General features: G+C 48.7%; 23 protein-coding genes and 3 tRNA genes. 4 read left to right on the top strand and 22 right to left on the bottom strand.

Annotation, left to right across the window (positions count from 1 at the left end):
* Positions 1–441: 441 nt before the first annotated feature.
* From HP435_RS13465 to HP435_RS13455, 3 genes are all read right to left on the bottom strand, one after another.
* Entirely contained in the window at positions 442–1770 is a 1329-nt protein-coding gene (locus tag HP435_RS13465; protein ID WP_173598830.1) for a hypothetical protein, read from the bottom strand.
* A 202-nt stretch (positions 1771–1972) separates the two neighbouring features.
* Positions 1973–2809 (bottom strand): hypothetical protein, encoded by an 837-nt coding sequence (locus tag HP435_RS13460; protein ID WP_173598829.1) that lies wholly within the window; start codon positions 2807–2809, stop codon positions 1973–1975.
* A gap of 422 nt (positions 2810–3231) precedes the next feature.
* On the bottom strand, positions 3232–4398 hold the full coding sequence (locus tag HP435_RS13455; RefSeq protein ID WP_063227063.1) for an SMP-30/gluconolactonase/LRE family protein: 1167 nt from the start codon (positions 4396–4398) through the stop codon (positions 3232–3234).
* Between the two features lie 543 nt (positions 4399–4941).
* On the opposite strand from HP435_RS13455, the gene HP435_RS13450 reads away from it, so the two are divergent.
* Positions 4942–5598 carry a TetR/AcrR family transcriptional regulator gene (locus HP435_RS13450; protein ID WP_122963650.1) on the top strand — a complete coding sequence of 219 codons (657 nt, stop codon included), beginning with the start codon at positions 4942–4944 and terminating at the stop codon, positions 5596–5598.
* Positions 5599–6079: 481 nt separating this feature from the next.
* On the opposite strand, the gene HP435_RS13445 is transcribed toward HP435_RS13450, so the two are convergent.
* From HP435_RS13445 to HP435_RS13415, 7 genes are all read right to left on the bottom strand, one after another.
* On the bottom strand, positions 6080–6583 hold the full coding sequence (locus tag HP435_RS13445) for a DinB family protein (protein WP_063227062.1): 504 nt from the start codon (positions 6581–6583) through the stop codon (positions 6080–6082).
* Positions 6584–6764: 181 nt separating this feature from the next.
* Positions 6765–7187 carry a hypothetical protein gene (locus HP435_RS13440; protein ID WP_063227061.1) on the bottom strand — a complete coding sequence of 141 codons (423 nt, stop codon included), beginning with the start codon at positions 7185–7187 and terminating at the stop codon, positions 6765–6767.
* A gap of 43 nt (positions 7188–7230) precedes the next feature.
* Positions 7231–8292, bottom strand: coding sequence for a methyl-accepting chemotaxis protein (locus HP435_RS13435; protein ID WP_122963449.1), 1062 nt, complete (start codon positions 8290–8292; stop codon positions 7231–7233).
* A gap of 602 nt (positions 8293–8894) precedes the next feature.
* A complete protein-coding gene (locus HP435_RS13430; RefSeq protein WP_173595874.1) occupies positions 8895–10718 on the bottom strand; it encodes a glycerophosphoryl diester phosphodiesterase membrane domain-containing protein in 1824 nt (607 codons plus the stop codon).
* Positions 10719–10978: 260 nt separating this feature from the next.
* The gene (locus HP435_RS13425; protein WP_173598828.1) at positions 10979–12361 is read right to left on the bottom strand and encodes an MATE family efflux transporter; all 1383 of its coding nucleotides are present in this window, start codon (positions 12359–12361) and stop codon (positions 10979–10981) included.
* A 37-nt stretch (positions 12362–12398) separates the two neighbouring features.
* A complete protein-coding gene (locus HP435_RS13420) occupies positions 12399–12986 on the bottom strand; it encodes a TetR/AcrR family transcriptional regulator (RefSeq protein WP_173595872.1) in 588 nt (195 codons plus the stop codon).
* 219 nt (positions 12987–13205) lie between these two features.
* Positions 13206–13661: a hypothetical protein gene (locus HP435_RS13415; RefSeq protein WP_173598827.1), complete on the bottom strand. Its 456-nt coding sequence runs from the start codon at positions 13659–13661 to the stop codon at positions 13206–13208.
* 218 nt (positions 13662–13879) lie between these two features.
* Between HP435_RS13415 and HP435_RS13410 the strand changes: the two genes are divergently transcribed.
* Positions 13880–14542, top strand: coding sequence for a hypothetical protein (locus tag HP435_RS13410; protein WP_173598826.1), 663 nt, complete (start codon positions 13880–13882; stop codon positions 14540–14542).
* 160 nt (positions 14543–14702) lie between these two features.
* Positions 14703–15203, top strand: coding sequence for a hypothetical protein (locus HP435_RS13405; protein WP_173598825.1), 501 nt, complete (start codon positions 14703–14705; stop codon positions 15201–15203).
* 396 nt (positions 15204–15599) lie between these two features.
* Here the strand turns inward: HP435_RS13405 and HP435_RS13400 are convergent, their stop codons facing one another.
* The 4 genes from HP435_RS13400 to HP435_RS13385 form a co-directional block, all read right to left on the bottom strand.
* Positions 15600–16070: an imm11 family protein gene (locus HP435_RS13400; RefSeq protein ID WP_173598824.1), complete on the bottom strand. Its 471-nt coding sequence runs from the start codon at positions 16068–16070 to the stop codon at positions 15600–15602.
* A 245-nt stretch (positions 16071–16315) separates the two neighbouring features.
* Positions 16316–16399 (bottom strand) — tRNA-Leu (locus HP435_RS13395).
* An 11-nt stretch (positions 16400–16410) separates the two neighbouring features.
* A tRNA-Thr gene (locus tag HP435_RS13390) sits at positions 16411–16486 on the bottom strand.
* Between the two features lie 42 nt (positions 16487–16528).
* Positions 16529–16605 (bottom strand) — tRNA-Asp (locus HP435_RS13385).
* A 185-nt stretch (positions 16606–16790) separates the two neighbouring features.
* Between HP435_RS13385 and HP435_RS13380 the strand changes: the two genes are divergently transcribed.
* Positions 16791–17699, top strand: coding sequence for a C40 family peptidase (locus HP435_RS13380; protein ID WP_122963463.1), 909 nt, complete (start codon positions 16791–16793; stop codon positions 17697–17699).
* 63 nt (positions 17700–17762) lie between these two features.
* Here the strand turns inward: HP435_RS13380 and HP435_RS13375 are convergent, their stop codons facing one another.
* The 8 genes from HP435_RS13375 to HP435_RS13340 all read right to left on the bottom strand — a co-directional run bounded on the left by HP435_RS13375 (position 17763) and on the right by HP435_RS13340 (position 25447).
* Positions 17763–18005 (bottom strand): hypothetical protein, encoded by a 243-nt coding sequence (locus HP435_RS13375; RefSeq protein WP_063227052.1) that lies wholly within the window; start codon positions 18003–18005, stop codon positions 17763–17765.
* A 98-nt stretch (positions 18006–18103) separates the two neighbouring features.
* Positions 18104–19885: a M3 family oligoendopeptidase gene (locus tag HP435_RS13370; protein ID WP_173598823.1), complete on the bottom strand. Its 1782-nt coding sequence runs from the start codon at positions 19883–19885 to the stop codon at positions 18104–18106.
* Positions 19886–20013: 128 nt separating this feature from the next.
* Positions 20014–21231, bottom strand: a complete 1218-nt coding sequence (locus HP435_RS13365) for a M20 family metallopeptidase (protein WP_122963465.1) — start codon at positions 21229–21231, stop codon at positions 20014–20016.
* A 58-nt stretch (positions 21232–21289) separates the two neighbouring features.
* On the bottom strand, positions 21290–22249 hold the full coding sequence (locus HP435_RS13360; protein WP_173598822.1) for a P1 family peptidase: 960 nt from the start codon (positions 22247–22249) through the stop codon (positions 21290–21292).
* A gap of 3 nt (positions 22250–22252) precedes the next feature.
* Positions 22253–22810, bottom strand: a complete 558-nt coding sequence (locus HP435_RS13355; RefSeq protein ID WP_122963467.1) for an ECF transporter S component — start codon at positions 22808–22810, stop codon at positions 22253–22255.
* 61 nt (positions 22811–22871) lie between these two features.
* Entirely contained in the window at positions 22872–23708 is an 837-nt protein-coding gene (locus tag HP435_RS13350; RefSeq protein ID WP_173595865.1) for an energy-coupling factor transporter transmembrane component T family protein, read from the bottom strand.
* 12 nt (positions 23709–23720) lie between these two features.
* Positions 23721–24581, bottom strand: a complete 861-nt coding sequence (locus HP435_RS13345) for an energy-coupling factor transporter ATPase (RefSeq protein WP_122963469.1) — start codon at positions 24579–24581, stop codon at positions 23721–23723.
* A complete protein-coding gene (locus HP435_RS13340; RefSeq protein ID WP_173598821.1) occupies positions 24578–25447 on the bottom strand; it encodes an energy-coupling factor transporter ATPase in 870 nt (289 codons plus the stop codon). Before HP435_RS13340 ends, HP435_RS13345 begins: the two co-directional genes overlap by 4 nt.
* Between the last annotated feature and the right edge of the window lie 2 nt (positions 25448–25449).

The following is a 25449-nucleotide window of genomic DNA, read 5'->3' as shown; positions in this document are numbered from 1 at the left end:
GATCATCCTTACGATAGAATCACATTCATTTTCCGACTTAATTTCGGCATTATAACAAATTTTTTCAGCAACAGGCAAAAAAATGGCCGTTTCGGCGCGCGTATGAACGGCGGAACGGCGGTTTTGGTTGCTTGATTCTTGTTTCTTCGGGGAAGTTGCCCACTTTCTACCTAGATCAGCACGGGCCGATCATCTTGTTGGGCGCAAACTGAAAAAATGAGGTTTTCCAAGTATCATTTTACTGACAAGAGAGCTTATGGAAAATAACGTTGTATGTTTTTTTAGTTCGCAAATAAGGACAGCCCCTTGGCTGTCCTTATTTAAATTACATCATTTTTTTCTGACTCGATTCTAATTCTTCTTACACTATATTCGATGTCAGACTATTACTACTATCTTTACCAGCAAGTTTATAGAGAATACGTATTGAAGTAACATCACTTATTTAATTTGGTAATTTTGGTATTTAGCACCATAATAAGATCTTGTAAACGCGACAAACCAGCCTTTCGCAGTAACCTGAATATTTTTCCTTCTGTTATCACTATCATCTCTTGAAGTTTCCACAAGTGCATGGTCCTCTAATTGTTTTATAAATGGTCTAATACCTTGTGGCTTATCATATCCAAATTCACTATGATCACTCGGTGAAAATGCCCCACCTATATTTATTGCTTGGTCAAATACTTTCCAAACTCCTGGGCTTAGATGGCTCTCCAAGGACTCCAGATATCTGTTTCCTTCATCTAAAATCCAATTTTCGAACTCTTGATTCTTTTGTCCGTCAGTCTCTGGAGTAATCCCTTCATCAAAAACAAACATACAATAGTCTGCAATCTTGCCCAAAGAATTACGCAAATTCCCGTTTAATATCCGATACATCTTGGCGAAATCAGGAATAGTTAGAGGTAAATAAAAGTAATTCTTATTTACTACAAAAGTTCTCACCCTTGAACTAAATATTTCTCCAGCAAAAGATATGTCAATACCTCCAACGTCAATTGGATTATAAAGGTATCCTTCAAGCCTATTTGATGAAAGGACACTTCTCACAATGCCGTTAGCACCACATATTATCCACCGGATACCAGGAACATTTAATAACCTATCTCTTAACTCCTCTAATTTTGTTCTAGCTACAGAAGACGTCTCAAGCAATTCTAAATTATCAATTATACAGATAATGCCTCCGCCACTCCCCTTGGGGAACATAGTATTTAACCATTCGTGAACTTGTTTTTCTAATCCACTTTCTCTAAACCCATTTGATGTATTAACGGAAATTCCTCTCGATGCCGTACCGCCAAATCCTAAAATAGACAAACCTGTTTGTATTGCATTTAAGATTGGGGAATTTAGCCATTTATCTATCTTAGCAGTTTTAGGGACAACAACTCCTTTATCTTTCAAATACTCACTTTTTTCTATTATTGTTTGGGCAATCTCAACAATGACATCTTCAACGATATCATCAGCAGACTTATCCCCGGTTATTTGAAAGTTTCTTCTACAAGGTATTAGTAGTTGGTCAGTCTCACCATTAATATATTGACGAAATGCTTTAAAAGCCGCAACATTAGCAATACTAGTCTTTCCTATTCCAATCTGCCCTTCTAAAGTAACAATCTTCGGTGGTGTATGTAACCTAGATATTATTCTATGAATCTCTTGATCTCGACCTACAAGAAGTTCAATCCCTCTTTCATCAGCAGTTAATGCAGTCGTATTAAACGGATTTTCAGTAAATCCCCAACTATTATAGATATTCAACAGACAGAACCTCCGATTCAATTAAACTATGTATTTAATATAACATCTTTGTATCGAATTTGAAGTTTTTAACTAACAAATTTTTCCGCTACTTTACTCAATAATAAAGCCCAACTGAACAAACCTATCAACCAAAAACAAAAAGGAGCTTGTCACAACATGACAGCTCCTAGAAATCCAATAGGTTAATGCGACTTTTGCTCTAGCCAGCAAATGTGCCAAGCAAAGACGGCCATACAGAAATTTTCTCGCGGCAAGATGGGCATGCTGTTTCCCCAGCTAAATAATGTAGCTGCCTCACCAATGTTTGCTCGCCGATCGCTTCCGCCTGCTCCGCTAATGTTCGGATTTCTTCCTCTGCAAAAGACGGGGCCGGAACGATTTCATGGGGTGTCTGCTCCGTGTGAAAGACGGGATCTTGTTGAAACACTTGCAGGATTTTTGCCGGATGATCTTCCTGAGGCCAGATGTATACATCTTCTGTGCAGGCCGGGCACACGGCCACATACTCGTCGCCGTCCATAAAAGTCATCAACATATTGGCAACATCATGTGAACCTCGATAAGCGGCATCCGCCACCAAAATATAACGCTTCTCCGTCTCATCCAGGGAAGAATCGGCTGCATAGGAGAATACTTCTTTTGTTAGCGCCTTGAGCTTCGCAATGGCCTCTTCATATTCACGATACAATTCCATACAGACAGAGCTGCCTGCATCTTCAGCCAACTCCGCCCAAGATTCGGGAAATGGGTCCTCGTCGCGCTCATCGCGGCTTGCCTCGATGACACCGCAATTGATAAACAGCTCTTTGCGCACTTCCGCATCAGATGTAGAGCAGGCTATTTGTGCCAAAAACGGCATCGCCGCATATGTAGCCGTATAGATCGTATTTTGGTGGAACAAGTGTTCCTGAAAAAGTTCGTCAAAAATGCCCTGGTCATATTCCTGTATCAATTGCTGTAATAACACAGGTACGTTGTCTGCGGTACTGTAAGGTCCTGTCAGCTTTCCCCATATATCGCTATCCCACTTTAGCAAGTTTTTCCTCCGTTGGTGAGCAGGCTCAAGCCTCTTCCTTTTCTCCCATGAGCCTGCCTCTATCGTTTATTGGCTGACGAGCAAATCCAATCGCCCTTTCCATTGTTGTTCCAGCGCAGTTTCTCGTTTTCTCGCAAAAGCAGTGCGTTTCAGCCGGAATGGTCTGCAAATCAATCTGGTAGAGCTTTCCTCTTACCCGTTCAGCTTATTGTATCACATGAAAAGATTGGCAACAGGGTCAAACATCCCAACTCTTGGAAATCATACAGGATGCTTCTTTGCTTAATGGATTAATCGGGTGATACTGATACTGCTACGGCACGGCACAGCGCGCCCCACTGCTCTCACTTCCGCCCGCGCAGTATCGTGATCGTGCGAATCGCCGTCTTTTGGGAGCTGTGGATCGTGCCAAGATCCAAACATTATTTTGTTAAAAGCACGCGATGAACACCCTTGCTGCCTCCCGGTGCCGTTCCTATATATAAATATCCGTTATGGCTTACAGCCGTAGTTACGCCATACAGTTTGCCTTCCGGATCATGCCAGCTTCCGATCAGCTCCCCCTGCGGGCTGAGCTCTACAGCAAGCCCATGCTTTGCCGGTGCGCTAGCCCCGCTAAGCAGCGACTCCGGCAATTTGGCCATGGTACTGGCTAGCCAAGGATTGCTATGCATCTGATCTACAAAAGAAATGCGAGTCGTGTAAATACCTACCCAGAAATGACCTTGATCATCACGCGTAATGTTGTCTGGAAAGCCTGCGAGATTATCTGCGAAAATATCAGATGTACCCTTCTTCGGTCCTTTAATCCAGTATCTGGTTAATTGATAACGATACGATTCGGCCACTAACACAAAATCTTCATCCGCAGACAAGGCAACTCCGTTTGCAAAATAAAGGTTTTCTAACAAGACGGTCGTTTGCTTGGTTTTTGGATCGTACTTCAGCAAACGACCATGCGGCTTGTTCTCGGCAATTTCTTTGAAAGTTACACTACCATAATTCGAAGTATCCGAAAAATAAATGGAGCCGTCCTTGGCAATATCAAGCTCGTTAGCTAGATAGATCGGCTTACCATCCACTTGATCAGCCAATACCTCTATGTTCCCGGATGGATTAATGGAAAGTAGTCCTCTCTTGATGTCAGTAACGATCAAATCGCCTTTGGCATCGAATATAAGCCCATTAGGGGTTCCTTTGGTGTCTGCAAAAAGTTGGGCTTTTTGCGGATTCCCCTCTGCATCGAAAGGAACCTTGTAAATTTTCCCATCCGAATCTCCTGTATATAGCTGACCTGCTTTATCGAATGTAATAAATTCAGGGAATTGCGGAGCATCAGTCACAAGCTGAGCCGAGCTGAGTTTCCTGTTTTGTTTCCACGGACCCGTTTCCTCAAAAGACGGAGCCGTCGGTGCTAACCATTTTGCAGGCTGGATCGGTGAAGGTACAAGCAAGAAAACGAGTATTCCTAGAACGAGCACTGCGAGCAGCGATAGCCCCCATCTGTATATCCTCGCACGTAATCGTGAGCGTTTAGGGCGATTCACTTCTCCAGCAGATGTAACGGATCGAACTTGTGTATTAGGCATTAGCGTGACTCCTTTTTTCATTTAAGCGTGATTTTAGATTTTGACTTCCAAAATATTGCTTTTATCAAGCTAAGAGCGTGAATGCTTCTCCAGTTTCGGCTAAAGCTGGGTTCCCTCTCTCGCAAGATCCATAACTATAGCCTCGGCTTTGATGCTAAACGTTTTTCTTGTTTGGCCAGTTGCCTCGCGAATGGCTCTCCAATACCGAAGAAGCTCCCATGATGCGCGTCCATTTACCTTAAATCTTCATAACGCCACTCTCCCTTTAGATACTTCGTTTTATTTTGGAAACACCGTTACCGAATGAGCAAAAGTTACTATTGCCGATGCTCAAGGGACGCAACAACAATCTTTTCATTTGGTAACAGTGTTTCTATTCGATCTCATTGTATCCGTGCTTTATTAGAAAGTCAACATGCTCTTTGAATATCGTTGAACATCTGCCGTCTCATTGACAATCGCTTAACAACTGTATAAAATTCCTTGCAAGAGCGTCAGAAACTTTGTTTCCTGACGAAAACCTGATAACCGAAGGTGATGATTATTAGCGATCAAGATATCTCCTCCACTGCGAACTCACGAGTGTTGAAAACTTACCAAGAAGCCCGCTTGCAAAATATTGAAAATCTCCGCAAGCTCGTTGTTGACGCTGCTGCAATGCTCTTGCAAGAAGAAGGTCCGGAAGCCGTTACGGTACGTAAAGTAGCGCAGCAAATGGGTTGCTCGACAAAAATCATTTATAACTTGTTTGTCAATAAAGAGGGATTGGCTCAGCAGTTGTATCTGGACGGTTGTAAACTTCTCGCTAACGAATTAGACGGAACGCCGCAAGCTGCTGATCCTGCACAGCATTTGCAGAATTTAGGCGAAGCCTTTTGGCAGTTCGGGCAGCGTTACTCAAGTTATTATAAATTGATGTTCGGAGGCGCATTCGCGGATTTCAAACCGGATGAGGAAAGCCTAAATGGTACCAAAACGGCCATGCAGCAATTATTGACAGTGATCAACAATGCACAAAAGCAAGGTCTCATCGCTGGCCAGTATGCCCCTGAATTAGTTATACGCGTATTCTGGGCTTCGCTCCATGGTGTCATTCATCTTTACATGGGGGGACATTTGGGAGATGTACAGTCTGCACATGCGGTATATAGGCAAACATTGTCTTTCATTGTAAACTCGTTAATTCCGAATAAAACTTAAAAAACGGCAAGAGGCTTTTTAAAAAAGGCAGATTAGCTAACATTAAGCAAGCGGAAACATTGATTTATCAACGTTTTTGAAATGAATAAGGGGCGTCCCTCAGCCGAAAATCGACTTTTTGGGACAGCCTCTTGTCTTTTAAGCGTACATTCCATGATAATTTCAACTTCCATTCTTTGCTTTACCACTATTTGTGATACGGTTCACCTCAGCGGGCTGCTGTATCAGCTCTGCAAGATGGTCAAGCTCACTCCGAGAATAGTTCCTGTGGACAAATCTGCTTGTGGATTTGAACTTTTCCGCTGGCAGACAGGTTGCCTCTACCTTTTTCACGGCTTCAAGAAACGGCTTCAAGAAAAGAGGATTGCTCCACCTCGATTTGGAACCCTTTCACCTCTCTCTGCACACATAAAAAAGCAGCAGTGCAAGACCTTGCGCATAAAGTCTTAGACTACTGCGATTATATGCCGTTTTACTCACGTTACATTTTCGGGGCTTCCATCCCGAAAATCGCCCATTCTTCTTTTGCCGGGCCGTAAATCCCTGGAACGGTTAAACCTGCCTGTCGCATCAAAACGGTCATTTGTCCGCGATGATGGCTTTGGTGCAAAATCAAAAACATCAAGAGCGCTCCATTGGGCATTTTTTGACCGAGAAAATCTATCCGTTCTTGCAAAGCATCGTCGCTCCATTGCGTTTGTACAGCCTGCACAAAGGCATGACTGGCTTGCTGGTAACGCTCTGCTATGAATGACGCCGAAGTAGGAACAGGCCAATCTTTTTCTGTAGCTTCAAATGTTAAGTCGGTATTGGAAGTAATGATGCGAATGGCCGCTACCGTATGCCAGGCCGTGCGTCCCAAATTCCAGTTCTCCGGAGTGATTTCCTGTTTCAGCGACTCATCCGTCAGATGATTGAGCACTCTTTGTGTTGCTGCGGCTTCGTACTCCCACGATTTTACAAAATGGTCCAAGGTTTGGAACATAGCCAACCTCCACCTCCCTGATCGTTATTGATGATCAGTTCGCCGCACAAATGGATAATCCTCCCAAACACGAAAGCGAACAGATTGGCGATCATTTCAAACTTGTACGTATCTCCCATTGTTGCCTCCCAATCCGCTTATGCTCTCGATTATGAAGCGAAAGTCGTCACGAAACCAACGTCTACTTTCTCCACAAAGTTTTGTTAATATCCGCTAGCCTACTTAACGCTTCTTCTCTGGTATTGACAAACATCAGCTTACGGTCAAAATCGGGAATTTGCTTCGTCAGTCTCGCAATTTGAGATTGGGCGATTGCAGAGGTTAATTTGGTCATAAATCTATGTTTGAACGAAAAGTCGTCCGACACATAAAGAGTCAAGGCGTTGACGAGAGCGGTTTGTACCTCTGTAGAGGATGGTTTGACGTCCTTGACATCCACAATCAGTGCGTATTCGCTTTGGTTCGGAATTTGATTGGCCGTATTCATAAACTCCATGCAGAAAGCCCCGCCCTGCTCCAAATCAAAAAGCCCCTCGGCAAAAGCAATAAAGATACGAGTCTCTTTGTCCACAATCATCCGATACGTCCCTGAACCTTCTTTCATTTGTTCTTCCTCCTTGGTTTGTGAACAACGCTGGTTCACCTATTTAGATTTCTTTGAACTCTTCTACAACTCGGCGCATCTCTTCTGCCATATTGTTCAGTTCTTGAATTTTGATACTAGCACTTTTGATATACCCAGACTGCTCCGCTATGGTACTTGACACTTGTTCCGTAGAAGCAGCCGTTTCCTGAGAAACTGCCCCAATATTTTCGAATAAAGCTTGCACATGCTGCATATTTTCATTCAAGCTTCTCATTTCGCGCATCGTGTTATGGATATCTTCATCGATATGAATAACGGAGTGACCAATGGTAGCAAAAGAAGCAGTAACGTTAGCCACTACTTCATTCTGATCATGTACAATCTCATTAATGGTTTCAAACTCCGAATACGTAATGCCAATTGCTTCATTAATGTCGAAAATGATCTTATTAATCCCAGTCGCTTGCTTCTTAGAATCATCCGACAGCTTGCGGATTTCACTGGCTACCACAGCAAACCCGCTCCCGTTCTTCCCAACTCGTGCAGCCTCAATCGAAGCATTAATGGAGAGAAGATTGGTTTGCTGAGCAATCTCATCGATTAGTTTGGTAATTTTTTCGATTTGACTGGCTTTTTGCTTCACATTACTCATGGAAGCGACCAGATTTTCAATGACCATCATGTTTATTCTCATGGTTTCTTTTTGCTTCTCAATCATCAAGTTGCCTTCCTCAATCGCTTGATTCACTTGCCTGACCATGATGGCAGACGTTGTCAAATCGCCTGAAATCTTTTCAATAATATCCAGAATACTCTTGCCGGAAACAGCAGCCCGCTCAATGGAATTGCAATTATTGACAGCTCCTTTGGCAAGCTCCGAGGTAGCCAAAAAGATTTGATCGATTCCATTTCGAACGCCCTTGATTTCCTCCAGTAGTTCCGAGGAAGAGGCAAACACAAATTCGTTAATTTCCTCTGTACACGCCACAAACTTTTCGATTCTTTCATCAAAAGCGGAACTGGCCAATTGTGTTGAGAAAGGAACTATTTCCGTCTCTGCAACGATGCTCTTTTTCGAGCTCATTGAAACTTTGCTCCACAGGCTTCTTGTTGTCTTTAACAAGGCGCTTTCCCTCCTGATCTTCTAAGCCTGATACTTCTTAATCTCTTACTTACGCAAAGCCGCTATTACGTTGCATCATCTTCTGCCTTAACCGCAGACATAACTAGGAATAATTACTCATTGTTTCTCAAATGATTGCGTTATATGGGTATTTTATACCAGTATCGTTAAGCTTCTTGGCATTTTGTGTTAAAATTTGTCGAAAAAATAGACGCCCCTCACTAAACAAGGGGTGTCCCTCAGCCGAAAATCGACTTGTGGGACAGCCCCTTTTTATTTTGTACAGATGCATTTTTGTGAAAAACCCATAAAAAAACCTGGACCGCGTCCAGGCAATCTGTTAGAGAATGCGAAAGTTGGTGTGATCAAGACTGTTTCCGTCTCAATCGCCTTTGTTATTGTAACACAAATCGTTTTCGAGTCAAAGAAAATTATCGGACAAGCGCCACAATGTAGATGCACTCGTCTTTTCTACGAGTTCTACAAACTCCACCTCCGTCCAACAACAAAAGATAGAACGGCACATAGAAGCAGATATATCCGATTATTGGAAATAATCGTTATCAAATCAGACTGCATCTGCGCGGACTGTCCTTTGCTCGCTAAATCCGCAGGAAAGTCAGCCAATTGGTGAACGAAACCACAGATCCACTTCTCAGCTCTTCCACAACGGACAACGCTTCCTCCGGCTCATCCGTGATAATCCCATCCACGCCCATACTGAAAAAAAGCTCCATATTGTCCCTGTCGTTCACCGTCCATACGTAGAGAGGTTTGTTATGTTGTTTGGCAGAAGCGACGATGGATTCGTTGACCATATATTCTTCCATGACGACAAAATCGGCATGGAGCTGTTCCAGATCAGGGACCCCGGCGAACATGATGAACCCGACCTGAAGCTCTGGAGCCGCCTCTTTTAACTCCTGAACGATTCCATAATCCAGCGACTGGACGACGCATTCGTTCTGAAAATCATTGGCGCGGATGGTCTTGATAAATGTGTTGACCAGGTCGCGTTCTTCCCCGTGTGTTTTCACTTCTATATTCAGCTTGATTTTTCCGCGAGCGACCTGCATGACTTCTTCGAGGGTGCTGATCCGGCTTGTGAAAGTGCCTTGCTTGACCTCAAGCTGCCTTAGCTCATCCATCGTCAACTCATACACTTCTGCGTTGCGCCCCGTCAGTCTTTTCAGATTGGTGTCGTGAATGACAGCCAGTTGCCCGTCTTTCGTTTCCAGGATGTCTATTTCTGCATAATCCGCGCGAGCATTTATCCCGCCTTGAATCGCTTCGATCGTATTCTCGGGGCCTTCCGCAACATAGCCGCGATGGGCCATCACCGTCAACTTTTGCTCGCCAGGGGCCACTTCGCTGAGGGCGGGAGCCAGCACCATTGCCGTTCCGAAGGCGATGATCGACCCGAACGCAATCAGCTTTTTTCCATGCCTGTGAAACAGCTGATAGCTCTGGGGTGAACGGTTTTCAACGGCGCTTCCTTCCGGCATTTGCAAGACGGCATGCCGCGGGTCCGCTTTCGCCATGTATATACGGGTCAGCGTGGTGATGTAAATGGGCGATACAAACAAAATCGCCAGGTACAACGCAATGACAACGCCCTTCGATACGACAGATCGCGCCGTTTCGGCAAAAGCTTCCCCTTGCGGCAACATGACGTAGAGGAAAATCACTACGGCCAGGATCAAGACTACGACGATGATAAACAACAGAAAAACGGACAGCAGCACCACAAACATTTTCAGGTAGCTCTTTCTCAGGATCGCTGCGCTTCTTTTGGCGGCCTGCCGGAAGCTGCTCGTTCCCTCGATGACGATCATATGCAACAGGAAAGTCCACCTGATATTGAAAAAGGTCAGGACGGCAAACACCCCTGCATAAAGCAGCGTTCCCCAGCCCGTTTTCAACAGCTCTCCCGAAATAAAGTTCGGAATTTGCAAGGAAGGCAGCAAGGTGGAGCCTCCTCCCGCGCTCAACAGGGGCAAAAACAGCAGCAAGTAAACGGCCCAGCCAACAAAACCGTACTTGAAAAGCGAAGGGATATACGAAACAGATTGCAAAAATGCCGGAATCAGTCCGATTCTCTGTCTCTTTTGCCCATAATACGAGATTATAATCTGCACCGAGAATTCCAAAAAGATCAATATCGTAGCGGCAGGAATTAATATCAGCATGCATAAAAAACCGTACCTGCTCATAACGAAAGACAGCAGCTCGTAATTCGTCGCACCAGCGTATCCACCCAACCGAAGCAGACTGTGGAAGACGAACGAAATCGCCGGAATGAATATGAATATCGTGATGACCTTGTACAGCAGCTCGAAAAGGAAAATCTCCCGGTACGTAAAAGCCAACGTTTTGAAAATATCGGCAATCAGACTATGTACAGGGGCTTTCTTGGTAGTGCTCATGTTTTGGTTCCTGCTTTCAAAAAAGATATCAGGTCGCTTCATTTTAGCATAAAAGCCTTGGCTCCGCCGCATGACGGCTTGCTCCCGCACTTCTACGCCGCCAAATCCCCGATCTTTTTGACCAATTGACAGAAATGGTAGAAGGATGGAAAGAAAAAATTTGTATTAGTAGGAAATATTAGCTTCAAGTAACCCTGCGTAGCAGCGCGTGTATTGCCAAGCTTCCTGTAAGTTGTTCGTTCTTTCAGCCTTGGCACCAGTCACCCTTCCAATTTTCCGCGCACGGACGAGCCTGTTGCAGGCAAGCTTCTGGAACGTCGACGCACGTAAGCGTAGACCGTCAGCAAGACGATCAGCTCCGAAAGCGGAATCGCCAGCCATATCCCCGATGTGCCGAGCCAATGAGGCAACGTGAGCAAAATGGCGACCATCAGCAGCATTTCACGGGCTACTGTAATCCATGTTGCCATCCGCACCTGATTAGTCGCCTGGAAATATGTCATCATGACAAAATTGATGCCCATGAACAAATACCCTGCGAAAAACAGGCGAATGCCCGTAACAGCCAGCTCTTGCACTTCTTCGGCGAACGAACCGAATGCTGCGACGATGCCGTGCGCGGCGACCAGCCCGATCAGAAATACAACAAGCCCGGTTCCAAAAGCGGTGCGAACGGCGATCCTCATTGTCGCCTTTTGCCGCTCCACCAGCTTCGCTCCCCGATAATAACTGATCAACGGCTGGATGGCCGAGCCCATCCCGAGAAACGTCATCAGCATGACACTATGTATGTAATTCAAGATCGAGAACGCGGATACGCCCACCGTCCCTGCCCAGCGGACCATCGCCATGTTATAGCCTGCGGTAAAGACAGCGATGCCGATTTCCGCCACAAAACTGGGGAAGCCAATCGTAAACGTTTCTTTCGCCAGTTCCCGGGAAAAACGCGGAACGGCGAAACGCAATGCCGTATCCTTGCGCAAAAAATGCAGGGACAGCACGATAGCTCCCAAGGTCGCCGCAATGACGAGCGCAAGTGCTGAGCCCGCTACTCCGTAATCGAGCACAAACAGAAACACATAGTTCAAAACAATATTGAAAAATGCGGTGACGAGCAGTGACATCATCGCCAGATTCGGGTTGCCGTCGTTGCGGACGAAGACACTGAACGTGTTTTGCACAGTAATGGCGAACCCGCCGACCAGCAGTACGTTCATGTATTCCTTCACATAAGGCAACGTATCGTCGTTCGCCCCGAGAAAGACAGCCAACGGCTCGCGGAACAGGAAAGCGAGCGCTGCCAGCAGCAACGTCAAGCCGAAAATCAGCGTCAACGAATGGGTAAATACGGAGCGTGCCTCCTTGATTTGCTTGGCTCCCAAATGACGCGAGCAAATCGTCGCCCCTCCGATGCCGATCCACAACGATAAGGCAAAATAGATGGAGAACAGCGGAAATGCAACGTTGACACCAGCAAGCGCCACTTCACCAAGCCGTTGCCCGACAAAAATGCCGTCCACAACAACGTTCACTGACATCATGAGCATACCGATGACAGAAGGAACCAAGTAACGGACAAAAACTTTCCCCACAGAATCGGTTTCCAAAGACAACAACTGGTTATGATCTTGATTTGTATTCATCCTGCACCTCTATTCGATTAGCTGAAACTGGGCAGACTCACTCTTCCCGCCCGTCGCTGCCCGGAACAATTCCTCGCCATAGCAAGGAAAAGGTCGTATTTGTCACATGGAGAAAATAATCCGGATTTTCGAAAATGAGCTTGGCCGTCGCCCCTTCGTAAATGGTATGCACAGCCAAAGCGCTCGCCTTGGCGTCGGCCTGAATAGTCGAATCTCTCCGGAAAGCAAGCTCCAACAAATGAAGCAAGTGATACGAGTACAATTCATACATCGTAATGAACAGCTCCCGCAATTGCTCCGGAGGCATGAAAGCCATCAGAAACATCAGCTTGACATTTTGATTGTCCAGATAGCGGTCTTTCATTTCGATCACAAACCGATCAAGCAGCGGGCGCATCGGCTCCCCCTTGTGCTCATCGAAGAAAGAGGTCAGAAAAGCCATCTCCTGCTTGGTCGCTTCCTCGTGAATCTCTATGACAAGCTCTTTTTTGCTGGCAAAATGCGCGTACATCGACTGCTTCTTAATCCCGACCGCATCGGCAATATCCGCAAGCTTCGTTCCCTCGAACCCGTACTGCAGAAGATGACTGACCGCGACTTTTTTAATCTCTTCTCTTCGGCTCACAAACGTCCCACCTTTCGAATGACTTCTCTCAATACCTGACCACAGTCAGTTTTTGGAACAAAAACATAATACCATGCGAAAATGTAAGCAGCAACAAAAAACTGACCGTAGTCAGTTTGAGGTTATTACTCTTTTTGTTGTACGAATCATCTGACCATTTTGCTGAGCTTGCTGTCTTCCCATCATGAAGATCCGCTCTATCGTAAAAATCCTTCGTCTCTAGCCTTGCTTGTTGATGAGAAAATCCAGCCACCAGCCATCTTGCGGATGCAGGAAAGCAGGGCTATTGCCGACGTTTACAGCCGAAATCACAAGCTCCACTGCTCGCGCTTCCTCCGATTCAACAAACAGCACTTTGTTCGGTCCCGGAAAATCCTGTTTGCTGGACGTTGACTGAAAAAAGGCTTGCGCTCCCCGCACTTGCACTCTCAGTCGTATACTCCGGTTTTGGAAATGAAAACGTGCAGCGTTCAGCACGAGAAAAGCCGAAGAAATGATCCCGACTGTGATCACTTGAATGTTCCTTCGTTGCTTCGGGGCGATTTGAAAGGACTTGGCCCCACCTACATTGCCGCTCAAGGAGAATCTTTCAAGACGAATCACTCGCGCGCGGATTCTCTTAGGTTTATGCTTCAGTTTCAGTTTCTTGACAGGGGAAGATTTTTTTACTGCCATCGCTTGTCACCTCCTCTATCAACAAATGCTGGAAACAAAAAGTCGGCAACGGACAAGTGTACCCTGGAACAAAAATAGCTTCCTGCCCATCGATCATCTCGCTCCTTTTCTTTCCTTTGCCCCGCGAATGGGGAACAGACCAATTACGATTCATTCGTTTTTTTGTCCAATCCCCCATCTGCATTTTCGAATAGATTATCGCATGGAGGTGAAATAAATTGAGCAAAGACAAACTAAAGGTAAAATATACCGATAGCTCTTTAAAGGAACCTTTATCCAACGAAGAGTATAGACAGACTTACGCTGATATGAATGATTTAAATGAAGCGGCAAGCGCGTTTTTTCGAATCCCTGTTTTTTTTAGCCACCAAAACCTGTTTACTCTTGGACCATCGCAGCCACTGTTATCACCGGAGCAAAAATTCATCATTCGGATGTTTAAGGAAATCAAAAAAGTTCTGCTTTTTCCTAGGACGATACCGAACACCGACCAATATCCGAATACAACCTTGGAAAATATCCGGACGATGATCAACTCCAGTTACGGTGCGGCAGCTGCTTTATTAAAGCCAACAAGTGCAACAGGTCAAGGAGAACCTTATACCCCCTTCTTGCAGATTGAACCTTCCATGGCACTGCAATACGGACTCCCTTTGCTCCTTGTGAAACAAGATACGATTTCAGCAGGAGGAATTTGGGGTGATGCCGGTCCGCTTGCTCCCTACACGCCACTGACCTGGCACTCTTCAACCGGTGTAACCGTGAATGAGTTTTTTGATAGTGTTCAGTGGAAGGAGGCTTTGCAAAACTGGGCAGGGCAAGTGCGCAGCGGTTACTTTATTCAAACAGGCCCTGAATTTAAACATACTTGCCGTAACTAAATGAAAGATTGCAGGGGACTACAAATGGCGGTTACATTCCCCGTTACAAGTCCCCCTATTTAAACTTGCCTGCCTATTGTTGAATTTTCCGTAACAGGATCAGGTCTGTTGCCCCACCCTTTGACGTGTATTGGATACTAGAAAGGAAGCGATCCAAACGATGGCAAATCCAAACCTCAATCTGAAAAAAGGAGAATGCGTCGGAGTCGTGTACAAACAAGCGGGCGTTTGGAAAGTGCATGACGGAGTTTTGACTGCACCGATTGCGGATGGCAACAAGCCGCCGAATACCGTTACAATCATTCATTTCGTCGTGAATCAAAAGACTGGCAAACTCGTACGGCAAACACGCAAATTGCAAAATGTGAACCAGGTGCTGCGGACCATCAATAACCCGACGTTCGCCTTAAAATGTCCCTCTACTACCAATCCGAATCTGCGCGTAGGCGATTGTGTCGTTGTCAAAATAAATAAAGTGAACACGCCATCAGGCTTGGATGCCAAAAATGGTCTATTAGTCTGTTCTCTACAAAACCGCCTCGCCCCAAAAGGGAGAGTTTGGATTAATCATTGGAAGATCATCACGAAGACTCGACCTCGCGTTTTCCTGGAAACCAAACAATATCCGAACGCGCTTTTTGTGCGAAAAGTAATGGTCTAAACACACAACACTTCGATCCGTGACACTGGCAAGCAAATTCAATGGTTTGCAATGATCAAGTTGTACATCATTATTGTTAATTACGTACAACACTTATGTTCATACACACGATACGCAAAGTTGTGAAGTGAAAAAGATCCCGGCCAATGACAAACTTTGGCCGGGATCTTTCCATTTTAAAAACGATAAGCACGTTGAATTTTTCAAGCATACAGGTCATGAGCGGTCACATCCACTTTCCTAAAAACGCCGAGACGTTTTTCACAGAAAAAATCCCGTAGTCACCTGTTGGTAACGTACGACATTGACCTCATACCAAGCAACGTCGAGCTGTCCGTCTCAGAAATTAACCTGCGGGATGAAGAAACGTCTGTAACGCATGCGGATGACCCGGTTTTATTGGATGACAAGCTCTTCCAGGTGCACCTTCAAGCGCTCGTTTAACATCGACTTGGCAAGCGTCTCCGACACGATCGGGTCAACCAGAACAACGTTCTTGAGAAAAAAGAAATCGGCGTCTGCCGCGCACTTCTCATCAATAACTACGGACCGGACTCCCTTGACTAAGAAGCTATCGGGATGCTCGCCCTGCGCCAGCCGCTCCAGAGCCAGAGCCTTGCCCGCGTATTCCGACTGCTGATAGTCAAAGCAGGACAAGCGTTGCTCTGCATGAACGAGAAAATATGTTTTCTCGGTATTCTTGCCATTGGAGTAGCGCGTATCTGCTTGTATGATCTGTACGTCACATTTATGAAGCTTCAAGAGCGCAGCCAATTCAGCCGATGCAAAAAAAGCCCCTGAGGTCGTTACTGCATGCTCCGACTTGGTAGTATGTTTCAAGCGGAGGGTCAAATACGACATCGCCATCGATGTAGCCGCCGTCCGGATAGGTATGTCCGAGCAGAAAATATTTCATCCCTTCCCCCCCTCATAGAATAAGCCAGCATGTCTATTTTAACTCTAATTGCTCATAGGTTCACCAGTATTCTCCAAAAGAGTACAGGCAGCAACGGAATCGCCGAGGAATCTAGCCGGAGCGGTGACGATAAATAAAAGACCCTTAAATTACGAAACTAAGCAATTTAAGGGTCTTTTATTATGTTCGCAGTTGATGCGGTCGAGAGGACTTGAACCTCCACGGTGTTGCCACCACTAGAACCTGAATCTAGCGCGTCTGCCAATTCCGCCACGACCGCATATGAAAATATGGTGCCGGCAATAGGACTTGAACCCACAACCCCCTGATTACAAGTCAGGTGCTCTACCAATTGAGCTATACCGGCATGTTTGCTGATTTGCTTTTCGCCATGCTTCTCGTAAAAGAATGGCGGAGCTGACGGGACTCGAACCCGCGACCTCCGGTGTGACAGACCGGCGTGAACTCCAACTTCACCACAGCTCCATGTGGTTTTTCCATTTTTTGCTCACTCTCGTGGGCACTCTTGTAATATAGCATGTTCCCTATCAATTATGCAATAGTTTTTGAAATCTTTTTTAAAACATCATTTTTTCATAGATTTACCATTGAAAATCCGCTAGAATTTTATCTAGATATGCAGAAAATAGTAGATTGGTGGAGACGATGATATGAAACTTACTTCGAAGCTACTCACCTCCCTCGCCCTCTTCACTCTGCTGCCTACTGCTGCCCACGCCGCCTCAGGAGTGTATGTGGTATCAGCAGGTGATACGTTGAGTAAAATCGCCCGCGAGCACCAGACTACCGTGAGCCAGCTCATGCAAGTCAACCAACTGCAAAGCGACCAGCTGTCGATTGGTCAGACGTTGTCTTTGCCTGATGGCAGTCTGTCGACAAGTGGTGACTCCGACGCTCCTCATGATGTCGTAACCGCGCCTTCCGACTTCGCGCAGGAAGAACCAGCAGAATTGACCGCTGGCGAAAAGGCTCGTGTGACGGTTGACGTTCTCAATGTTCGCAAAAAAGCGTCCACCGATGCAAAAGTATTAGGCAAGCTCAAATTTGGTGATGTAGTTGAGGTCGTCCAAACTGGCAGTGAATGGACAAAAATCGAATTTGAAGATGATGAAGCGTACGTCTTCACCTCTTACCTGAGTCCAAAACTCACTCCGGATGTTACTTTTTCTGGTGACGTTGATTCCGCCAGCCTGAAGCATCTGGAAACGATTTTTGAACCTTTGCTGAAAACTCCGTACGTGCTTGGCGGGACCACGCCGGACGGATTTGATTGCAGCGGCTTTACTTCTTACGTTTTTAACCGCCTTGGGGTTACACTTCCTCGCACATCCGAAGAACAATTTCGCGGCGGGACATCGATTCCGCTGGATCAAGCCCAACCGGGCGATCTGCTCTTCTATGATGCGCTTGGAAAAGGACGCGTTTCCCACGTAGCGATTTATTTAGGGAACGGAACGATCGTCCACGCAAACGGGGATGACGTTCGCTACGGAAAAGTGGAATACATGCACAAGCTGTATCCATTTTACGGCGTCAAGCGCTACATCGATCTGCAATAAGGAATCCACGCATACAGCCCACACCTGTCATCAGGTTGTGGGCTGTTCGCATGTTGGATCGGCTCAGTGAATTTCGGTGTTATGTCCTGCCTGGGGCGGCTGTTGGTTCGCCCCGATTTCGATCTTGCCCAGAGCTTGCTTCATTTTGTCGAGCTGAAGCTGGTAATCGCGCACCACTACGGTGAGAACGCTGACCGATTCCTTGAAATCCGGTTCGCTGCTGACCCTGTCGATGGCTCTATGTAGATGCAGCATTTTGTTCTCTGTTTCCCGTAGTAGGTCGAGTAACTGCAATCCGTTTACCACGTGATCACCTCATTTGTTTTTTCTTACTTTCTCCCTGTCAGCAAGTTGCTATGCGCACAAAAAAAGCCCGATGCTCAGATCGGGCTTTTTCCTGCAGGCTAGGCGCGCGCAGCCGCCAGCTCTACAAACGTATCGATATCTTTGGCAATCAGGGCGAGCGAGTTGCGCCAGAAGTCAACGGAGCGAACATCTACGTCCATAATCGCAGCGACGTCGGCGATGCTCATTTTTCCGGTCACGGACAACAGCTCGTCATATTGCTGCACAAACGCTTCACCGCGCTTCACATACTCGGCGTACAGCCCTTTGGCAAACAGCAGGCCAAATGCGTACGGGAAGTTGTAGAAGTTGAAATCGGCGCTGTAGTAGTGCGGTTTGCACACCCACATGTACGGATGCAGCACGGAAGAATCCAGCCCTGCTCCATATGCGTCTTTTTGCGCTTGCAGCATCAGTTCCTTCAACTCGCCAACCGACAGGGAGCCTTCGGAACGGCGGGCAAACACCGCGCTTTCAAACAAGTAACGGCTGTAAATATCGACGATGACCTGGCTTGCACCGGAGATGTCATTTTCCAAAATCGAAAAGGCTTCTTCCGGGGTTGCCTGAGCCAACGCCGCTTTGGCGATGATCGTCTCGCACAAAATCGACGCGGTTTCCGCGATCGGCATCGGGTAGTCGCTGTTGTAAAACGCTTCCTGCACCAGACATTCTCCGTGATAGCCGTGGCCCAGCTCGTGCGCCAATGTGCTCACGTCGTTGTAGCTGCCCGTGTAGTTTGCCATGATCCGGCTTTCCCCTACCATGTGCAAGTTGTAGCAAAATGCTCCGCCGCGCTTGCCTTCGCGAGTCTCAGCGTCAATCCACTGGTTGTCGAACGCGCGGGCAGCATAATTCGCCAGTTTTTCGCTAAAGCTACCAAAGTGCTTCACGATGAAATCACGCGCTTCCTGATACGTAAAGCGCATGTCCGCTTCGCCAACCGGAGCGAACAAATCGTAGAACGGCAGACCGTTCTCATGGCCGAGCAGCTTCGCTTTGGCCTGGAAGTATTTTGTAAAAGCTGGCAAGCTTTCCTTCATCGCGGTCAGCATCGCGTCGAGTGTCGCCTTGTCCATGCGCGAGTCGAGCAGCGTTTTTTCCAGAGGCGATTCATAGCCGCGCAGCTTCGCTACCGTAATGACTTCGCCCTTGATCCCATTCAGGCTCGCCGCAGACGATTCCTCGATCTTCTTGTAGGCTGCCAGTTCAGCCTCGTAAGCCGTTTTGCGCAGAGCGGCATCTTTTTCATGCGCCATGTTGCGAACGACAGGCAACGGCAATTGCTTCGCCTCTCCGTCGATGGTAATGTCGACCAAAAGCGTCGACGTCAGCATTTCTTGCAGCTTCGTCCAGGCATTGGAACCTGTGTTTTTCATTTTGGCCAAAATGATTTCTTCTTTTTCGCTGAGCATGTACTTGCTCTTCTCGGACAGTTCCGTCAGCATGTAGCGATGGGTTTCCAGCAGGTCGGACTGGCTGATCAGCTCGCTCAGATTGTCCAGTTGGCCGAGCCATTTCTGGAACAGGACGCCCGGCTCCACCAGTTCAACAGACTGATCCTGGATTTTCTCGATGAATTGCAGCGCTTTTTCATTTTTGGCGTCAACGCTCGCGGTCAGTTCGCCATAAGCGTACAAGCGATATTGCGTCTGCAAAATCGAAGTCATCTGCGCAATGTATGTCTCCATCTTTTGCACAGCGTCATCTGCCGTTTGCAGGCTCGCTTGCGCCCAGCTTTTTACCTCGTCCATCTCCCGGCAAAGTTTCTCCCAGTCTTGCTTGCACTCCGGCGAATCAAACGATGTGTACAACACATCCAAATTCCAGCGCATATTCATAGGCCCGGCCTCCTCTTGCGTATGTATCAGTCTCTATTGTAAAAAAATTTGGATAGATTAAGCAAGTTTTTATCAAATTGCAACGCGAAAAAGACTTTGCCACACGCTTTGGCAAAGTCAGCTTTTTCTCACGCACGGACAGGCTGTGTCAAGAAGGTCAAGGCAGACAAGGCAAACAGCTGAGTCGATTCCACCAACTCATCAATGTCCACGTACTCATCGGCATGATGCGGAATGTGGCGATCGCCCGCTCCGGTCGTCAAGATCGGGATTCCGGCCTTGTGCAAAAAAGTTCCGTCCGTCGCTCCCGGCACTCCGTTGTAAATCGGTGCCTTTCCGGTGATCTCGCGGTAGGCGCTGGCAACGGACGTGACGACTTCCGCTTCCATCGCGGTCAACGTCCACGGACGCTCCTCGATGACTTCCAGTGTCGCCTTGAATTTGTCGTCCTCTCTGGCCAATGCTTGCAAAATCGCTTGCATCTCTTCGTGGAGCCGCTCATGCTCTTGTCCGGGAACAGTCCGAATATCCAGGGTCGTCATGCACTGATCGGGCACGACGTTGATTTGCGCATCGCCTTTGACCGGCGCCTGAACAATCGTTGGCGTAATGCTCGGCCAGCCAAGCATCGGGTGCTCGCCCAGTCTCGCCATCTCCCGGCGCTCCAGCTCTTCCAGGGCCACGATAGCGCGGGCCATCCGCGTATTGGGATTGATCCCTGTCAGCGGCATCGCGCCGTGCGCCATTTTGCCATATGTACGCAAGATCGCCCGCATCGCTCCTTTTTGGGTGATGCACAGCTGGTTTTCTTCCGGCTCGCAGATGATGGCGGCATCGACGCCTTTTGCCCAACCCCTTTTGATAAAGTCCTTGATCCCGATCATCATGCCTTCTTCATCGCACGGGATGCACAACAAAATTTTGCCCGCAAACGCTTCCTTGGAACGTTGAATGGCCTTGACCGCGCAAATCGCGGCGGCGAGGTTTCCTTTTGTATCGCACGCGCCCCGTCCGTAAATCCGCCCGCCGGAAATAGCCGCACCGAACGGATCGTAGCTCCAGGCATCGCGATCGCCCTCTGTCACGACGTCTGTGTGTGCTTCGAACAGCAACGTTTTCCCCGGTCTGCCCGAGTCGTAAAAAGCGATGACATTCGGACGTCCTGGAACGACTTCTTCGTAAAAGACTTGCAGCCCCATCTTGCGCAGGTAATCGGCCACAAACAAAGCGACCCGCTCCTCGTTTGCCCCCGCCTGCTCCGGGCGAAACACGCTCGGAATCCGCACCAGCTCCTGCGTCAAGCGCACAACCTCTTGCTCGTCTACAAAGGATATTACCTGATTCATCAGACCGTCTCCTCCCCTGCGTCCCTATGCGTGATCAATAGGCTGTTTTCTGTTTTCGTCAGTTGTGAAAGCTGCTGTAGGCCGGAAGACCGCCCGCTTCTTTCGCCGCCTTGACCGCGTTCACGACAGCCGCAGCCAGCACATCTGCCGACAAGGCTCCCACTACATCTACCGCAGCTTCCATCTCTCCTGTCGCGACGGAAAAAATCGTGTCGCCATCGTACATCGTATGGATCGGCCGAATGGTGCGAGCAAGCCCGTCGTGCGCCATTTGCGCGACTTTTTGCGCCTCGGCCTTGGTTAGCTTCGCATTGCTGGCGACGACGGCAATCGTCGTGTTCGTGCCCGGGGGAATCGGGGAAAAAGCGTGTTGGAGCATCATGTCCACGCTGTCGCGAATCTCGCGGTGCTCATCCAAAGGGCCTGCGAGAATCTCGCCCGTCTTTGGCTCCATCACATGCCCGACCGCATTGACTGCGACGAGCGCACCGATGACCAGACCGTTTGGCAAAGTGAGCGAAGCACTGCCCAGACCGCTTTTCATCGCGTTGGCAAACCCGTTCAGCTTGCCCACCGAAGCGCCTGTACCCGCGCCGACATTTCCTTCGCTGACCGCTTCCGAAGTCGCCGCCGCTGCCGCCTGATAGCCCATGTGGCGATCCGGCCGCACCCGATAATCCCCGACAGCAAGATCGAACAAAACCGCAGCAGGCACGATGGGCACGACCCCGTAGCCAACATCCAGACCGACGCCTTTTTCCTCTAGATACTGCATAACCCCTGTGGCGGCGTCGAGGCCGTACGCGCTGCCTCCGGAAAGGCAGATGGCATGCACGACGCTCACGAGATTGAGCGGGTCAAGCAAATCCGTCTCGCGGGTGCCCGGGGCAGAACCCCGGACATCCACGCCGCAGACAGACGGCTTGTCGAGCAAAATGACGCTGCAGCCTGTCAATGCTTCTTCGTTTTGGGCGTGCCCGACTTTGACGCCTGGCACGTCGACAATCGTTCCTGTCATTGGCTAAAAATCTCCTGAAATTTTTGATTTTTGTCTCCCGGAGCTTCCAAGCTTTTTCCACGCTGCCACGACCGCCAAGGTGACGATCACGGAAACGACCGCTTCCGGCAAACCGTTCGTAACGGCAACCGTCGCCGCTACCCCGAATGGCATGTAGCCGCGAATTACGGCCAGCCCGAGCACCAGGACGGTGTTCGTCAACGCTCCGATGAATCCGGCTGCGCCAATGGCGAGGTACTGGTTGACATTTTTCAACCCGACGTAGGTCAAATACGCCGTCACCCCGATAAACAAGCGCGGGAGGATCGCTACCAGCGGATCTTTAAAGAGCGGAACAGTGGCGTTCAGGAAGGAAGAAACTCCAAAAATGAGACCAATGATCATTCCAACGCCCCAGCCCTCCATGATGCCGCCAATGACTGCCGGGATGTGCATGATGGTGGCATTGCCTGCCGCCGTAGGAACAGGAATGTAGCCGAGGCGCGTCACCCCGAGCAAAATCGCAATCGCTCCGAGAACCCCGGCAATGACGATCTTGCGTACGGTCAATCCTTTTTCCATGCGTACTCCTCCTTTTACCTGCGATTGATATGGAACCCTCTGTAGGGAGAACTCCCGAATACTACCACGGTATTCCCAGCATGACGACGGAAATGACTACGCTTGCAACCAACGCCGCATAGTCGATGCCTTTGGCCTTGTACTGCGTATAACGCGTCCGGGATGCACCTGGCATATAGCACCTTGCTTCCATCGCCAAAATCAGATCCTCGGCGCGGGACAGCGCGACATTGAATAGCGGAATGATGATCGGGAACATGTCTTTGGTGCGCTGCACGATCCGCCACCACTCGCCTGTGCCGAAGTCTGCGCCGCGCGAAGCCTGCGCTTTCATCATTTTTTCCATTTCCATCGCAAACGTCGGGACGAAGCGAATCGCGATCGTAATGATCAAGGCAAACGCATGGACGGGAAACTTGACTTTTTCCAACGGCCCCAAAAGCCGCTCCATCCCGTGTGTCAGCTCGGTCGTCGAGGTGCTCAGCGTCAGCACGCTGGAGAGGAAAATCACTTCCACAAAACGCATCGCCGAGACGATGACGAGCCGGATGCTTTCGCTGGAGATCGAGATAATGCCGTACTGGAAGTAGACTGTGCCGCCATTGGCGATCTCGCCGTAAAAAAGCAATTGCATGATGGCCAAAATAATGATGAACGGAATCGCTGGCTTGATGCCGGAAATGCCGTAGTGCAGCGGGATTTTCGATACCTGGAACAGCCACAGGCACACCGCCAGCGCAAACAGGTTGCCGACGTATGTGTTGCAGATGGCAATCGCTACGATCAGGATGGCAAAAGCGCCAAGCTTGAACCGGGGGTCGAGGCGATGCACGACAGAAGCAGTCGGCAAATACTGGCCGATGGTAATATTGCGCGTCAATTCAAATTCCGCAGACATGGACTCCCCTCCCTAGCGTTGGATCAGCTTCAAAATTTCGCAGGCGGTTTCTTCCGGCAAAAACGCTCCCGGATTGATGTCGTAGCCGCGTTCGCGCAGACGGTACAAAATATCGACCGATTCCGGCGTGCCGATATGATGCTCGCGCAGCAGCTCCTGGTTTCCGAAAATTTGCCGCGGCGTTCCTTCGCAGACCGCCTTGCCATTTGCCATCACGTAGACGCGGTCCGCGAGCTGCGATACCTCTTCCATGTTGTGGGAAACAAAAATTACCGTCAGTCCTTCTTCGCGATTCAAGCGTCTGATTCGCCCGAGCAGTTCCAGGCGGGAACGGGGATCGAGACCAGCGGTAGGCTCGTCAAGCACCAGCACTTTTGGCTGCAAAGACAAAACGCCTGCCAGTGCGACCTTGCGCTTTTGACCGCCGCTCAGTGCGTAAGTCGGCCGATCCTTCATTTCCTGGAAGTTCAGGCCAACGAGGTCCATCGCCCATTTCACGCGGTTTTTCACTTCTTCCAGCGGAAGTCCCATTTTAAACGGACCGTAGGCCACATCGTCTCCGACCAGCTTTTCGAACAGCTGGTCTTCCGGGTTTTGAAAAACGAGGCCGACTTGTCTGCGCAAGGAACGAATGTCGATTTTCGGCTGGGAAACATCCATGCCGTTCACGATGACTTTCCCTGATTGCGGCCGAATCAAGCCGTTGAAATGCTGGATCAGCGTCGATTTGCCGGAGCCTGTATGACCGATGATCGCCAGGCACTCGCCCGCTTGCACTTGCAGGCTGACTTCATTCAGCGCCACATGCGATAGCGGGGTTCCTTGCATGTACACATGGGACAGCTTTTGCACGTCTACAATCGGCTGTGTCATGACCCGCTCGCCTCCGCCTGTCTGACGTACAGGCGGTCGACCTCCGCCACGACTTCCGTATTGTGGATCAGATCGGGGGCAAACGCTGGCAGCTCCGCATGAACCAGTGCGGCGATCCGGCTTGCGTCCGGAACGTCCAGATGAAGCTCGCGCAGCCTGTCCTGATGCGCGAACACTTCTCGCGGCGTTCCTTCCAGCACGATTTGGCCGCCCTCCATCACAACGACCCTGTCCGCCTCCGCCACCTCTGACATGTGGTGTGTGACGGTCACAATCGTCATCCCTTCCCCGTGCAGCTTGCGAACGACTGCCAGGATGTCCTGTCGGCCGTAGCTATCGAGCATGCTCGTCGCTTCATCGAGAACGAGGCATTGCGGCTTCATCGCGAGAATGCCGGCAATGGCGATCCGCTGCTTTTGCCCGCCGGACAGATGATGCGGCGGACGATGGCGAAAAGCGCTCATCCCGACCGCTTCCAGGGCGAAATCGACTCGCTCCTTCATCTCCTCCAAGCCTACCCCGATGTTCTCCAAGCCAAATGCGACATCATCCTCCACAATCGTCGCCACAATTTGATTGTCAGGATGCTGGAACACCATTCCTACGCGGCTGCGCACTTCGTGAATCCGCGCTTTTTCCTTCGTGTTAATACCATTGACCAGGACATCGCCCTCTTTTGGCATCAAAATGCCGTTGAGGTGTTTGGACAACGTCGATTTTCCAGACCCATTGTGCCCGATGATCGCCAAATACTCACCGGGGTACACTTCGAGAGAGATGTTTTGCAGCACCGGGATTTGCTGGTCCTGACTCACCTGGTAGGCGAACGAGACGTTTTCAACACGTATGATAGGCTCCATAGACATGT

Origin of the sequence: Brevibacillus sp. HD3.3A, from assembly GCF_013284375.2 — a bacterium.
GTDB classification, from domain to species: domain Bacteria; phylum Bacillota; class Bacilli; order Brevibacillales; family Brevibacillaceae; genus Brevibacillus; species Brevibacillus parabrevis.
The sequence above is the reverse complement of the archived record's forward strand: the minus strand, read 5'-3'. Positions and strand labels throughout refer to the sequence as shown.

Excerpts from the sequence above, each read along its gene's own strand:
- HP435_RS13455 (WP_063227063.1), bottom strand. The coding sequence starts at position 4,398 with ATGCCTAATACACAAGTTCGATCCGTTACATCTGCTGGAGAAGTGAAT.
- HP435_RS13445 (WP_063227062.1), bottom strand. The coding sequence starts at position 6,583 with ATGTTCCAAACCTTGGACCATTTTGTAAAATCGTGGGAGTACGAAGCC.
- HP435_RS13440 (WP_063227061.1), bottom strand. The coding sequence starts at position 7,187 with ATGAAAGAAGGTTCAGGGACGTATCGGATGATTGTGGACAAAGAGACT.
- HP435_RS13430 (WP_173595874.1), bottom strand. The coding sequence starts at position 10,718 with ATGAGCACTACCAAGAAAGCCCCTGTACATAGTCTGATTGCCGATATT.
- HP435_RS13425 (WP_173598828.1), bottom strand. The coding sequence starts at position 12,361 with ATGAATACAAATCAAGATCATAACCAGTTGTTGTCTTTGGAAACCGAT.
- HP435_RS13415 (WP_173598827.1), bottom strand. The coding sequence starts at position 13,661 with ATGGCAGTAAAAAAATCTTCCCCTGTCAAGAAACTGAAACTGAAGCAT.
- HP435_RS13405 (WP_173598825.1), top strand. The coding sequence starts at position 14,703 with ATGGCAAATCCAAACCTCAATCTGAAAAAAGGAGAATGCGTCGGAGTC.
- HP435_RS13400 (WP_173598824.1), bottom strand. The coding sequence starts at position 16,070 with ATGGCGATGTCGTATTTGACCCTCCGCTTGAAACATACTACCAAGTCG.
- HP435_RS13380 (WP_122963463.1), top strand. The coding sequence starts at position 16,791 with ATGAAACTTACTTCGAAGCTACTCACCTCCCTCGCCCTCTTCACTCTG.
- HP435_RS13370 (WP_173598823.1), bottom strand. The coding sequence starts at position 19,885 with ATGAATATGCGCTGGAATTTGGATGTGTTGTACACATCGTTTGATTCG.
- HP435_RS13365 (WP_122963465.1), bottom strand. The coding sequence starts at position 21,231 with ATGAATCAGGTAATATCCTTTGTAGACGAGCAAGAGGTTGTGCGCTTG.
- HP435_RS13360 (WP_173598822.1), bottom strand. The coding sequence starts at position 22,249 with ATGACAGGAACGATTGTCGACGTGCCAGGCGTCAAAGTCGGGCACGCC.
- HP435_RS13355 (WP_122963467.1), bottom strand. The coding sequence starts at position 22,810 with ATGGAAAAAGGATTGACCGTACGCAAGATCGTCATTGCCGGGGTTCTC.
- HP435_RS13350 (WP_173595865.1), bottom strand. The coding sequence starts at position 23,708 with ATGTCTGCGGAATTTGAATTGACGCGCAATATTACCATCGGCCAGTAT.
- HP435_RS13345 (WP_122963469.1), bottom strand. The coding sequence starts at position 24,581 with ATGACACAGCCGATTGTAGACGTGCAAAAGCTGTCCCATGTGTACATG.
- HP435_RS13340 (WP_173598821.1), bottom strand. The coding sequence starts at position 25,447 with ATGTCTATGGAGCCTATCATACGTGTTGAAAACGTCTCGTTCGCCTAC.